The sequence below is a fragment of the Magnetospirillum moscoviense genome (assembly GCF_001650635.1).
Lineage (GTDB): Bacteria > Pseudomonadota > Alphaproteobacteria > Rhodospirillales > Magnetospirillaceae > Magnetospirillum > Magnetospirillum moscoviense.
Genome location: NZ_LWQU01000104.1, coordinates 1 through 12,980, shown reverse-complemented (window position 1 = coordinate 12,980; position 12,980 = coordinate 1). Strand labels below are relative to the sequence as shown.

Sequence of the window (12,980 nt, the reverse complement as noted above, 5' to 3'; positions counted from 1 at the left end):
ATTCGGTCTTTCCCAAAGGCCAAGGATCGCCGTATATAGCCCTGGGTTCAGGCCAGGGGCAATCCTATGAAGCAGGTCATCCAAAGTGCGCGGTCCGGCAAGCTGGCCTTGACCGAGGTCCCCGAGCCTCGGGTCCGGTCGGGGACGGTGCTGGTGCGTACGCGGGCGTCGCTGATTTCCGCCGGCACCGAGCGGATGGTCATCGACTTCGCCAAGAAAAGCCTGGCCGGCAAGGCCAAGGAACGGCCCGACCTTGTGCGCAAGGTGGTGGACAAGGCCAAGCGCGACGGCGTGCTGGCCACGTTCAAGGCGGTGATGGCCCGCCTGGACGAGCCGCTGCCGCTGGGCTATTCCGCCGCCGGCGAGGTGGTGGCCGTCGGCGCCGGCTGCGAAGGCCTGTTCCAGGTCGGCCAGCGCGTCGCCATGGCCGGGGCCGGCCTGGCCAACCATGCCGAACTGAACGTGGTGCCGCGCAATCTGGTCGCCCCCATCCCCGACGGTCTCTCGGACGAGGAGGCCTGCTTCGGCACCGTCGCCGCCATCGCCATGGCCGGCCTGCGCAATCTGGCGCCGCAGCTGGGCGACGTCGTCGCGGTGCTGGGCGTCGGCCTGGTCGGCCAGATCGCCCAGCAATTGGCCACCCTGGCCGGGGTGCGGGTAATCGCCATCGACGTCAATCCCGCGCGCCTGGAGCTGGCGCGGCGCACCGGGGCCGAGCTGTCCTGGAAACTGGGCGAGCCCGGCCTGGCCGAGGCGGTCGCCACCCTGACCGGTGGCCTGGGATGCGACGGTATCCTGGTCTGCGCCGCCACCGATTCGGCGGAACCGCTGGAACTGGCCGCCGAGCTGGCCCGCGACCGCGCCCGGGTAGTGATGGTCGGCAAGACCGGCACCGAATTCCCCTATGCGGCCTTCATGAAGAAGGAACTGCAGCTGATGGTGTCGCGGTCCTATGGCCCAGGCCGCTATGACGAGGATTTCGAAGGCCGGGGCCTGAAATATCCGGCCGGCTGGGTGCGCTGGACCGAGGCGGAAAACCTGAAGGAATGCGTGCGTCTGATGAGCCCGACCCTGGCCCGGCGCCTGGATGTCGGCGCCCTGATCACCCATCGCTTTCCCTTCGATCGCGCCGAAAGCGCCTATGACCTGGTCACCCGCGGGGCCGAGCCCCACCTGGGCGTCATCCTTCATTACGACGAGGCAACAAAAGCCGCCACACCAATCTTCCCGGCGCCTCTTGTCGCCGATGGCGGCTGCGTGCTGGGCGTGGTCGGCGCCGGCAATTTCGCCCGCACCGTGCTGCTGCCGGAATTCAAGCGCCTGCCCGGCGTCAACTTCCGCACCATCTGCACCACCCGCGGACAGACTGCCGAACATGCCCGCACCGCCTTCGGCTTCACCACCGCCACCACCGATCTCGACCAATTACTGGGCGACCCCTCCATCAACGGCGTGCTGGTGGCCACCCGCCATTCCAACCATGCCGAGCTGACGGCGCGCTGCCTGGCCGCCGGCAAGTCGGTGATCGTCGAAAAGCCGCTGGCGCTGGATCGCCTGCAATTGAACCAGGTGATCGCCGCCCGCCGGGGCTCGGCCGGTTTCTTCCTGGTCGGCTTCAACCGCCGCTTCGCACCGCTGACCGTCAAGGCCCGCGCCCTGCTGGCCCGCCACCACGGGCCGAAGATCCTGGTGCTCCGGGTCAATGCCGGCGCACTGCCGGCGGAAAGCTGGGTCAACGCCGCCGAGGAAGGGGGCGGTCGCATTCTGGGCGAGGTCTGCCACTTCGTCGATCTGGCCCGCACCCTGGTCGGCAGCCCGATCTCCACCGTCCAGGCCGATGCCGCCCGCGTCACCCATGGCGGTTGCGACGACCTGACCGTCACCTTGGCCTTCAAGGACGGCTCGCTAGCCACCATCATCTACACCGCCCAGGGCGATTCGTCCTATTCCAAAGAACGCTTCGAGTGTTTCGCTGGCGGAACTGTTCTGGTGATCGACAATTTCCTGACTCTGACGGTGACCGAGAACGGCAAGACCCGCACGGAAAAGTCCGGATTGGGCCAGGACAAGGGCCACCGGGCGGAACTGGAGGCCTTCGCCGCGGCGGTAGCGGCCGGCGGCCCGGCTCCGGTCGATGAGGCCGAGCTGATCGAGACCAGCCTGGCCACCATCGCCGTGCTCGATTCGCTGGCCCGGGGTCAGCGCGTCGCCCTGGCGGAGTAAGGACGGTGATGCCGCAGGCTTGGCCATGGCTAGTGGTCGCAGGCGCCGCCACCCTGGTTGCCGGCCGGGCCGTGCTGTCCTGGCTGAAGCGGCGCCAGATCCTCGATTTTCCCAACGAACGGTCCAGCCACACCCTGCCAACCCCGCGCGGCGGCGGCCTGGCCACCAGCCCGGTGATGGCGGCGCTGATGCTGCTGATGGGATGGCAGGCTCGGCACCCCTTGGCCCTGGCCTTGGGGGCGGGAACGGTGGTTCTGCTGGCGGTCTCGTGGATCGACGATCGGCGCGGCTTGGCCCCCGGCCCACGTTTCCTGGTCCAGGCGGCCATGGTCGCCTTGGGTGTGACGATGCTGGCAGGCTGGGTCATCAGCCCGGCCCTGCCCTGGTGGCTCGACGCACTGCTGGCCGGCCTGGGCTGGCTGTGGTTCGTCAACCTTTATAATTTCATGGACGGCATCGACGGAATCACCGGGATCGAAACGATGTCGCTGGGCGGCGGCATCGCCATCGTCGCCGGTCTGGCCGGCGCCGACCCGGTGGTGGCGTCCGCCGCCCTGACCGTCGCGGTGATCGGCGGAACCTTCCTGCATTTCAACTGGCACCCGGCCCGGATGTTCCTGGGCGATTCCGGCAGCGTGCCGTTCGGCTTCGTGCTGGGCGGATTGTTGGCCGCCCTGGCCGCCGAGGGCCAGCTGGCCGCCGCGCTGATCCTGCCGGCCTATTATGTCGCCGACGCCACCATCACCCTGACCCGCCGGGCCCTCAGGGGCGAGAAGGTGTGGCAGGCCCACCGCCTGCATTTCTATCAGCGCGCCGTCCAGGGCGGCAAACGCCACGATCAGGTGGCCGCAATCATCGGCGCCGCCAATATCGTGCTGATCGGCGCCGCCGCCCTGGCCGCCATGGGCCTGACCTGGGTCGGGCTTGGCGCCGCCATCGCGGTGGTCGCCGCCCTGCTGGCTGTGCTGAGTCGCTGGTCGAAGGGAGCCCCGGCATGAAGATCCTGGTCACCGGCGCCAGCGGCTTCGTCGGCGGTCCGGTCTGCCGCGCCTTGATGGCGCGCGGCCATCGGGTGGTGGCCGCCAGCCGCCGCGATCTGCCGGGGCTGGTGGTGATCCGCATCGGCGAGCTAGGCCCCGACACCGACTGGCGCCCGGCGCTTGATGGTGTCGAGGCGGTGGTGCATCTGGCCGCCCGCGCCCATGTCATGCAGGAAGCCGAGACCGATCCGCTGGCGCTGTTTCGCCGGATCAATCGCGACGCCACCTTGCACCTGGCCGAACAGGCCGCCGGCGCCGGGGTGAAGCATTTTCTGTTCGCCAGCTCCATCAAGGTCAATGGCGAGGCCACTCTTCCCGACCGGCCGTTCACCGCCGACGACCCGCCGGCCCCGTGCGATCCCTACGGCATAGCCAAGGCCGAGGCCGAGCAAGGCTTGCGCGCCGTCGCCGGGCCGATGGCCCTGACCATCCTGCGCCCGCCGCTGATCCACGGCCCCGGCGCCAAGGGCAACCTGGCGACACTGCTGAAGGTGTTGAACACCGGCCTGCCCTTGCCGCTGGGTGGGCTGGCCAACCGCCGCTCGCTGGTCGGCATCGACAATCTGGCCGATGCGCTGGGATTCCTGCTGGAACGCCGGGCCGCGGGCACCTTCCTGATCCGCGACGGCGAAGACGTTTCGACATCGCAATTACTGCGCCTGCTGGGCGCCGGCCTGGGCCGGCCGGCCCGGTTGATCCCGCTGCCCGCGATCCTCTTCCGACTGCTCGGCCGATCTGGCACCATCAGGCGCCTGACCGGATCGCTGGTGGTCGATGATTCGCCTCTCAGGGCGTTGGGATGGACCCCGCCTTTGTCCCTGAAGGACGGCTTGGCCCGCATGACGTCGGCTTGGAGAAACACCCGATGACCTTGATTCCCGTGATCCTGTCCGGTGGTGCCGGCACCCGCCTGTGGCCGCTGTCGCGCGAGATGATGCCCAAGCAGATGCTGAAACTGCTGTCCGAGCGCACGCTGCTGCAGGAGACCGCGCTCAGGGCCAACGCCGCCCCCATCGTGGTGTGCAATCAGGAACACCGCTTCATCGTCGCCGAGCAATTGCGCGAGATCGGCATCGAGCCCAAAGCCATCGTCATCGAGCCGTGCGGCCGCAATACCGCGCCCGCCGTCGCCGTCGCCGCCCTGCTGGCCGCCGATCAACCGGACGCGCTGCTGCTGGTGATGCCGTCGGACCATCTGGTGCGCGACGTCGCCGCCTTTCAGGCTGCCATCGCCAAGGCCATGCCGCTGGCGAAGGCCGGCCATCTGGTGACCTTCGGAATCGAGCCGACCGAGCCCAATACAGGTTACGGCTATATCCAGCGGGGCGAGGCGGTGATGGACGGCTTCACCGTGCGGCGCTTCGTCGAGAAGCCCGACCGCGCCACCGCCGAAACCTATCTGGCCGAGGGCACCTATGCCTGGAACAGCGGCATCTTCCTGTTCCCCGCCCGCCTGTACCTTGAGGAACTGGCCCGCCTGCGCCCCGGCATGATCCAGGGCTGCCGCGACGCGCTGGAACAAGGCGCGACCGACCTGTTCTTCTTCCGCCTGGCCGAAGGACCGTTCGCCACCCTTTCCGGCGAAAGCATCGATTACGCGGTGATGGAACAGACCGCCCGCGCCGCCATGGTGCCGGTCGAGATGGGCTGGTCGGACATCGGCTCGTGGTCGTCGCTGTGGCAGGAAAGCCAGCCCGACGACAACGGCAACGTCACCATCGGCGACGTCATCACCACCGGTACCGAAGGCTGCTATCTGCGCAGCGACGACCGCCTGCTGACCACCATCGGGGTCAAGGATCTGGTGGTGGTCGCCACCGACGACGCCGTTCTGGTCGCCGGCAAGGCGCATGACCAGGACGTCAAGAAGATCGTCGAGGCCCTGAAGGCCAAGAACCGGTCCGAGGCCACCCATGGCAGCCGCGCCTGGCGCCCCTGGGGCTGGTTCCAGAATCTCGATGACGGCCACCGCTTCCGGGTCAAGCACATCCAGGTCAATCCCGGAGCGAAGCTGTCCCTGCAGAAGCACTGGCACCGGTCCGAGCATTGGGTGGTGGTGACCGGCACCGCCCTGGTGACCTGCGGCGAGCAGACGTTCACGCTGCGCGAGAACGAATCGACCTTCATCCCGGCCGGAACCCCGCACCGGCTGGAAAATCCCGGCCGGCTGCCGCTGCGGATGATCGAGGTCCAGTCGGGGGAATATGTCGGCGAGGACGATATCGTCCGCCTGGAAGACGCCTACGGTCGCACCGAGAAATAGCGATGGCAGGCGATGGCGGTCGAGGCATCCTCGATCTCGCCGTCGTTCAGCATCCGCGCCAATTCGTCATGGGAAACCGTGACCGGCTGGCCCAGCCCCGGCTCGGAATCGCGGGGCGTGGCTGCCGGGCGGCAGCGGGTGGCGGCGAACAGCGCCCCCTTGGCGCGGATGGTGCTGGCCTCGGGATAGAAGAAGCCCAGCGGCACCAGATCGGCCGGGTCGCAAGTCAGGCCGGCTTCTTCTTCCAGTTCGCGCCGCGCAGCGCTCTCGGCGCTCTCGCCGGCATCGACGAAGCCGCGCGGCAATTCCCACAGCCAGGCATCGACGGCATGGCGATAGTTGCGCAGCAATACGAACCCGTCGGCGGTCACCGGCAACACCGACACGCCGCCGATCCCGTCGGGTCTCAGGCCTTTGGGAACCATGGTCAGGTAATTGGGAACCTCGACACCGTCGGCGGCGATATGGTCGAAATCGACACGCCACACCCGGTTCTCACAGGCAGGCCTGCGGCCCAGCAGCCGGACCGGCGGCGCCATCAGCGGTGTTCCAACCCGGCAGGTTCGTAGACCACGATCTTGCTGCCGGCATAATCGATATCGAAACGAACCTCGATCAGCGGGTGCAACGCCTCGCGCACCGCCTGCTGGCGCTCGGGCTCGACATAGAACAAGACGAAGCCGCCGCCGCCGGCGCCCAGCAGCTTGCCGCCGATGGCGCCGGCATCGCGGCCGGCCTTGTAAATTCGATCGATGTCGTCGGAACTGACCGAATCGGCCAGACCGCGCTTCAGACACCAGCTTTCATGCAGCAGGCGGCCGATGTCGGACAGGTCGCGGTCGGGATCGCCCAGGATGGTCTGGGCCTGATCGACCATCGCCACCATCTGGGTGATGTCGGCGGCGCGCTTTTCCAGATTGGCGATCTTCTTGCCGGCCACTTCCGTCGCGAAGCGCGACAGGCCGGTGAAGAACAGCATGAAATGGCCCAGCAGATCGCGACGGCGTTCGGGGGCCATCACCAGCGGCACCACCGAAAAATTGCCGTCGGTGAAGAAATCGACACGGTTCATGCCGCCATAGGCCGCCCAGATCTGATCCTGCGAGCCGACATTCTCGCCGATCACCTGCTGCTCGATGCGGATCGCCTCGCGGGCCAGGAAATTCTGCGACACCATCCGGCCCTTCTGCGCATAAAGCGCCTTCAACAGCCCGACGGTGAAGGACGACGACGAGCCCAGGCCGGATCGGGCCGGCAGATCGCCGTCATGATGGATCTCGACGCCGTAATCGACCCCGGTCTCGGCCAGCACGGCGCGCACCGCCGGATGCTGAATCTCGCTGATGTCCTTGACCGTTTCGACCTTGGAATAGACCACCCGATGGCGATGTTCGAAGAATTGCGGCAAGGCCCGAAGCGAGATATAGCAATATTTGTCGATGGCGAAGCCCAAGACCGAGCCGCCATGGTTCAAGTACCATTGCGGATAGTCCGAACCGCCGCCGAACAGGGAAATACGAAAGGGGGTGCGGCTGATGATCATGCGCCTTCCTCTTCCAACAGCTTACGCCGCAGGCGATGGACCGCCATCTCCTCGATGTGACGGCGGGTGTCCCAGCCGAAGCGCTGGGTCACCATGTCCAGATAGCGCGGATTGGCAAAATATTCGTGAAAGCCGTCGTCGCGGAACTTCAGGACCTGGGCGGCCGAGGCATGCTCGGTCGGCAAGGGCTGGCAATCAAAGGAATGCTGCGAGAAGCCCGACCATTCCTGGGGCAGCGCCCACCCCTGCGCCACCGCCATGGCATAGAGCTGCGAGCCGGGATAGGCCATGGCCGAATAGAAATTGGCGAACTCGCAATTGACTTCCTTGGCCAGCTCCAGCGTCTCGCGCATGGTTTCCACCGTGTCGTCGGGCAGGCCGAAGATATAATTGCCGATGACGTTGATGCCGGCCTTCTGGATGTCGCGCACCACGGCGACGATATCTTCGTATTTCAGCCGCTTGTCCGAGCCGTCGCGAACATGTTTCGACCCCGATTCGATGCCCAGCGCCAGCCAGCGGATGCCGGCCTTGCGCAACTTTTCCAGCATGTGCGGCTTGACGGTATCGACGCGGGAATAGGCCCAGAAATTCAGCTGGTCGGAATAGCCCAGGGCGATCAGCCCGTCGCAGATGGCGAAGACGTGGCGTTCGTTCAGCACGAACATCTCGTCGATGATCTTGAAGGTCTTGATTCCATAGGTGCGGTACAGATGATCGATCTCGGCCACCACCGCTTCCGGCTTGCGCATGCGGTAACGGTTGGCGTCGAAGGGGGCGTTGATGCAGCAGAAGCTGCACTTGTAGGGGCAGCCCAGCGAGGTGTAGATCGAGGCATAGGGCTGGCGCGCGCCCAGATCGCCGAAACATTGCCAATTATGGGCGCGGTAACGCTCCATCGGCAGCATGTCCCAGACATTGCCGTGCAAATCGGCATCCAGGTCGCTGATCAAGGTGGCGCTGGGATTGATGCGGACCTCGTCCTCGTCCCACCACACCAGGCCCTCGACCGCCGCCAGGTCGGGTTCGCCCGCCTGCAATTGGGCCACCAGCTGCACCAATGTCACCGGCCCCTCGCCCTTGCAGGCGAAATCCACCGGCTCCTCGCGCAGCGTCCGCTCGGGCAGGGCCGAGACATGGCCGCCGACGATCAGGATCGGGGTGTCGGGCAACACCTCCTTGATGGCCCGGCAGCCCTCGGCGGCGCCGACCATCATCTGGGTCGAAGCCGACGGCTGATGGCCGAACACCACCATGCCGACCAGGGTCGGGGCAAGCTCGGCGACCCGTTCGGCCACGTGCTGCGGCCCCCAGCCCTCGGCTTCCGAATCGATGATCGCCACGCTTAGGCCACGGTCGCGGACGTAACCGGCGATCAGGCGGCACCACAAGGGCGGCTCGATGGCGGTCAGCTCGTTGCCCAGCTGCTGATAGACGAGTTCACGCCCGCCCGGGTTGATCAACACGACATCAATGGTCATGGCAGCACCCCGCGGACCCATTCCAATGTTTCTTGCAAGCCGTCGGACAAAGCGATGCGGGGGCGCCAGCCCATGGCCAGCAGACGGCCGGCATCGAGCTGCTTCCTGGGCATGCCATCGGGCTTGGTCAGGTCGAATTGCAGTTCGGTGTCATAGCCGGCGATGGCGCACACCTTTTCGGTCAGCTCGCGGATCGACACATCCTCGCCGGCGCCGATATTGATGATGTCGTCGTCGGAATAGCGCTCCATCAGGAACACCATGGCGTCGGCGGCATCATCGACATGCAGGAATTCGCGCCGCGGGCTGCCGGTACCCCACACCACCACCGGGGCGCGGGCCGCCTGGGCCTCCAGCACCTTGCGCAATGTCGCCGGCACCACATGGCTGGCCGCCGGGTCGAGATTATCGCCGGGACCGTACAGGTTAGTCGGCACCACCGAGATGAAATCGCGGCCGTACTGGCGACGATAGCCCTTGGCCATGGCGATGGCGCCCAGCTTGGCCATGGCATAGCCCTCGTTGGTGGGCTCCAGCGGGCCGGTCATCATCGCGGTCTCGGGGATCGGCTGCTCGCAAATGCGCGGATAGACGCAGGCCGAGCCCAGGAACATCAGCTTGGCCACCCCGCTCAGGTGGGCGCCATGGATGATGTTGGTGGCGATGGCACTGTTGTCGAAGAAGAACTCGCCGGGCCGGGCGGAATTGGCCTGGATGCCCCCGACCCGGGCGGCGGCGATGAACACCGCGTCGGGCTTGTGCTCGGCCATCCACGCCTCGACCTCGGCCTGCCGGCGCAGGTCCAGCCGGGCCTTGTCCACCGTCAGGATTTCGCAATCGACGGCGGCCAGACGCCGCACCAGGGCCTGGCCGACCATTCCCTTATGGCCGGCCACCCAAACCCGCTTCCCGGCAAGCTCGAAGGTCAAGGGCTTGGTCCTAGACGTTGGTGTAGATGGTGTTCTTGATCATGCGGTAGCCCTTGATCAGCTCGGCGATACCCATGTCGAGCGAGTGGGCGGGCTTCCAGCCGGTCTTCTCGATCTTCTCGTTCGAGACGATATAGTCACGCTTGTCGGGGTCTTCACCCACCGGCGCTTCCAGGAAGACGAAATCCTTGATCTGGTTCTGAATGCGCTGGCACAGCTCGAACTTCGACAGGTTGGCGTCGGACAGGCCGACATTGTAGGGCTGGCCCTTCATCGCCTCGAAATTGTCGAGCGCGTGCAAGAAGGCGCGCGACACGTCGCGCACATGGATGTAATTGCGCTTGAAGTGGCTTTCGAACAGCACCACGAAGCGGTCATAGACGGCGCGGTAGGTGAAGTCGTTGACCAGCAGGTCGAGGCGCATGCGCGGCGCCATGCCGAACACCGTGGCCAGACGGAAGCTGACGGCGTTGCCGTGGTCCAGCACCGCCTTTTCCACTTCCACCTTATGCACGCCATACAGCGAGATCGGACGCAAGGGCGTCTCCTCGGTGCAGAACTTGCCCGATTCGCCGACGCCATAGCCGGAATTGGTGATCGGCATCAGCACGCGCTGCTGCTTCGACAGCGCCTTGATCAGCATCAGCTGGCCGTCCAGGTTGGTGGTGGTGGCGCCGATCGGGTCCTGCTTGCACAAGGGCGCGCCGACCAGGGCGGCCAGCGGCACCACCACATCGGCCTTGGCCAACAGCGGCTTCAGAACCGATTCCTCGCGGGCGTCGCCCTTGACCACGTCGAAATTGGGGTCGGCGACGCAATGGGCCAGCGAGTTCTGCTTGAACATGAAATTGTCCAGCACGGTGACCTTGTGGCCGGCCTTCAGCAGCTCGGGCACCATGATCGAACCGAGATAACCCGCACCACCGGTGACCAGAACGTTGTAGCTCATCCCTTGGGTCCTCTTTCTTGTGGTCTGGGCGCCGTGGCGCCGATATCCGGGCGGCGCCGCAGCGGCCGAGCCCAGGGTAATTCAGGTTTTTGACATGTTTTTCGCGCCGGCGGAAACAGTTAGCGGCACACCGGGTCCAGAACCTCGCGCAGGCGGGTGATCTGGGGGGTCAGGTCGAAGGCGTGGTTGCCGACGAAGAACCCGTAATCATGGGCAAGATCGGCGTTGGGAACCGCGCCGCCGACCACGTCGTAATCGTAGAAGCGCAGCACGTCGTGGCGCAGGAAATTGCCGCCGGTGATGATGCGATAGCCGATATCGGCGGCGGCCAGCGCCTCGAACACCTTGCCCCGGTTGGGCTTCAGCGCCGGGTTGAGGATGATGGTGAACGAGAAGGCCGAGCTTTTGCCGTTCTCGCGCTGGATGATGAAGCGCTCGTCGCCAGCGAACAGATCCTGGAACAGCTTGAGATTCTTGCGGCGCTGGGCGGTGAAGCCCGGCAGCTTCTTCAACTGCTCGCGGCCGATGGCGGCCTCGATCTCCAGCGGGCGCACGTTGTAGCCCGGCAGGATGAAGCGATAGGCCTCGTAATGGTCGTTGGACTTCTTCTGGTAAAGGGTGGAATCGGCCGGCAGGTCACGGGTCCAGCCATGGGCGCGCAGCGACCGGCACAGATGCGCCAGCTCGTCGTCATCGGTCAGGACGATGCCGCCTTCCATGGTCGAGATGTGGTGCGAGAAGAAGAAGCTGAAGGTGTTGAGATGCCCGAAGGTGCCGCACTTCTTGCCGTTCAGCTCGGCATCCATGCTTTCGCAATTGTCTTCCAGCATCATCAGGCCGTGAGCGTCGGCGAAGGCGCGGATGGTGTCCAGCGCCGCCGGGTTGCCCAGGATCGAGACCGCCACGATGGCGCGGGTCTTGGGCGTCAGGGCCTTTTCCAACTGGGCGACGTCGATGTTCAGGGTCTGCAGATCGACGTCGACGAAGCGCAGTTTCAGGCCGTATTGCTGCAGCGGATGATAGGTGGTGGCCCACGAGATCACCGGCACGATCACTTCGTCGCCGCGGGCCAGGGGCCGGTCCTGCTTGAAGCAGAATGCCGCCACCGCGATCAGGTTGGCCGACGAGCCGGAATTGACCATGATGCCGTGCTTCTGGCCGTGATAGGCGGCGAATTCCGCCTCGAAAGCCTTGACCTGAGCGCCCATGGTGGTGAAGGTCGAATCGATCACCGCCTTGGCGGCCTCGATTTCCTCGGGGCCCCAGGTCGGGGCGGCAAGCTCGTAGAACATCGTGAAAATACTCCCCGTCGCGCGACAGTTCGGGATTCAGGCTGCCCTATAGCATATAGGGCCAGACCGGCAAAGTCCGCTCTGCCGCCTGAACCGTCTCGTTGCACATGCCTCGCCAACCGTTATACTCCGCCGCAAGCGAACCATGGCGGGCACGTTCGAAGGATAATCGTCTTGGATACCTTGATTTCCGTGGTCTTCTCGTTTCGCAACGAGGAGAGCAACATCCCGGTGGCGGTGACCCGCACGCGCGACGCAATCCAGGCCGCCGGCTGCGATTACGAGCTGATCTTCGTCGATGACGATTCATCCGATTCCTCGGCCACCGTTCTGGCCGGTTTCCATGCCGCCGACCCGCGGATCAAGGTGGTCACCATGTCGCGGCGCTTCGGGGTGTCCGAGTGCGTGCTGGCCGGAATGGCCGTCGCCCGCGGCGACGCCGTGGTCTATCTGGATACCGATCTCCAGGACCCGCCCGAGCTGATCTCGGAGATGATCGCCCGCTGGCGCGACGGCGCCGATATCGTCCACACCGTGCGCAGCCACCGCCTGGGCGAGCATCCGGCCAAGATGTGGCTGACCCGCCAGGCCTATCGGCTGATCCAGTGGGCCTCGACCATCAACCTGCCGATCAATGCCGGCGACTTCAAACTGTTGTCGCGCCGCGCCGTCGATCAGTTGCTGGCGCTTCCGGAATCGGATCCCTATCTGCGCGGTCTGGTCAGCTGGATCGGCTTTCCCCAGGCCTTCGTGACCTACGAGCGGCAAGCCCGCCACGCCGGCGAGACCCATTTCCCGATCTTTTCGCGCAACCCGTGGAAGACCGCCGTCAACGGCTTCATCTCGTTCTCGTTCACGCCGCTTTACGCCATTCTCGCCACCGGGCTGACCGGCTTGGCCATCGGGGTGCCGCTGCTGCTGGCCGGGCTGATGGGCTTGGTGTTCGGCGGCTCGGGCGGTCTGGCCGTGGGGGCCTTGGCCCTGCTGGCGTGGGCCTCGCTGATGGCGGCGATCGGCCTGGTCGGCCTTTACATCGTGCGCATCTACAAGGATGTGCGTGGACGCCCGCGTTATGTCGTCCGCTCGACCCTAGGCATCGACGGCCAGCCGGCGCCGAAAGGCTGACGGCTAGCAGCCTGTCGGACTCGAGCTTTCGGCGGAGTACGTGGGGCGGTAGTTCCGCTGGATCGCCTGGGACTGGGGCGTGACCGTCTGGCCGGGTGGATGCTGGGGAGATCGCCCGGCGCGCCCGGTTTTGTA

The 12,980-nt window shown here is 65.8% G+C and carries 11 protein-coding genes; 5 read left to right on the top strand and 6 right to left on the bottom strand.

Features of this window, described 5'->3' with window-relative positions:
- The first annotated feature begins 66 nt into the window (after positions 1-66).
- From A6A05_RS04765 to A6A05_RS04750, 4 genes are read left to right on the top strand one after another with little or no spacing between them, the layout of a single operon-like run.
- Positions 67-2,223 carry a bi-domain-containing oxidoreductase gene (locus A6A05_RS04765; protein WP_068497990.1) on the top strand — a complete coding sequence of 719 codons (2,157 nt, stop codon included), beginning with the start codon at positions 67-69 and terminating at the stop codon, positions 2,221-2,223.
- Between the two features lie 8 nt (positions 2,224-2,231).
- Positions 2,232-3,221, top strand: coding sequence for an MraY family glycosyltransferase (locus tag A6A05_RS04760; RefSeq protein WP_068497988.1), 990 nt, complete (start codon positions 2,232-2,234; stop codon positions 3,219-3,221).
- Positions 3,218-4,132 carry an NAD-dependent epimerase/dehydratase family protein gene (locus tag A6A05_RS04755; protein ID WP_068497986.1) on the top strand — a complete coding sequence of 305 codons (915 nt, stop codon included), beginning with the start codon at positions 3,218-3,220 and terminating at the stop codon, positions 4,130-4,132. The genes A6A05_RS04760 and A6A05_RS04755 overlap by 4 nt, the downstream gene beginning before the upstream one ends.
- Positions 4,129-5,526: a mannose-1-phosphate guanylyltransferase/mannose-6-phosphate isomerase gene (locus A6A05_RS04750; RefSeq protein WP_068497984.1), complete on the top strand. Its 1,398-nt coding sequence runs from the start codon at positions 4,129-4,131 to the stop codon at positions 5,524-5,526. Before A6A05_RS04755 ends, A6A05_RS04750 begins: the two co-directional genes overlap by 4 nt.
- On the opposite strand, the gene A6A05_RS04745 is transcribed toward A6A05_RS04750, so the two are convergent.
- The 6 genes from A6A05_RS04745 to A6A05_RS04720 all read right to left on the bottom strand — a co-directional run bounded on the left by A6A05_RS04745 (position 5,505) and on the right by A6A05_RS04720 (position 11,720).
- A complete protein-coding gene (locus A6A05_RS04745; protein WP_068497982.1) occupies positions 5,505-6,065 on the bottom strand; it encodes an NUDIX hydrolase in 561 nt (186 codons plus the stop codon). The two genes, A6A05_RS04750 and A6A05_RS04745, sit on opposite strands and share 22 nt — an antisense overlap.
- Entirely contained in the window at positions 6,065-7,069 is a 1,005-nt protein-coding gene (locus tag A6A05_RS04740; RefSeq protein ID WP_068497980.1) for a GHMP family kinase ATP-binding protein, read from the bottom strand. Before A6A05_RS04740 ends, A6A05_RS04745 begins: the two co-directional genes overlap by 1 nt.
- Complete coding sequence (locus tag A6A05_RS04735; RefSeq protein ID WP_068498306.1) at positions 7,066-8,550, bottom strand: B12-binding domain-containing radical SAM protein; 1,485 nt, start codon at positions 8,548-8,550, stop codon at positions 7,066-7,068. Before A6A05_RS04735 ends, A6A05_RS04740 begins: the two co-directional genes overlap by 4 nt.
- The gene (locus tag A6A05_RS04730) at positions 8,547-9,479 is read right to left on the bottom strand and encodes a GDP-L-fucose synthase family protein (RefSeq protein ID WP_068497977.1); all 933 of its coding nucleotides are present in this window, start codon (positions 9,477-9,479) and stop codon (positions 8,547-8,549) included. The genes A6A05_RS04735 and A6A05_RS04730 overlap by 4 nt, the downstream gene beginning before the upstream one ends.
- 10 nt (positions 9,480-9,489) lie before the next feature.
- A complete protein-coding gene (locus A6A05_RS04725) occupies positions 9,490-10,428 on the bottom strand; it encodes an NAD-dependent epimerase/dehydratase family protein (protein WP_068497974.1) in 939 nt (312 codons plus the stop codon).
- Between the two features lie 119 nt (positions 10,429-10,547).
- On the bottom strand, positions 10,548-11,720 hold the full coding sequence (locus A6A05_RS04720; protein WP_068497973.1) for a DegT/DnrJ/EryC1/StrS family aminotransferase: 1,173 nt from the start codon (positions 11,718-11,720) through the stop codon (positions 10,548-10,550).
- A gap of 174 nt (positions 11,721-11,894) precedes the next feature.
- On the opposite strand from A6A05_RS04720, the gene A6A05_RS04715 reads away from it, so the two are divergent.
- Positions 11,895-12,845, top strand: coding sequence for a glycosyltransferase family 2 protein (locus tag A6A05_RS04715; RefSeq protein ID WP_172822191.1), 951 nt, complete (start codon positions 11,895-11,897; stop codon positions 12,843-12,845).
- Positions 12,846-12,980 lie beyond the last annotated feature (135 nt).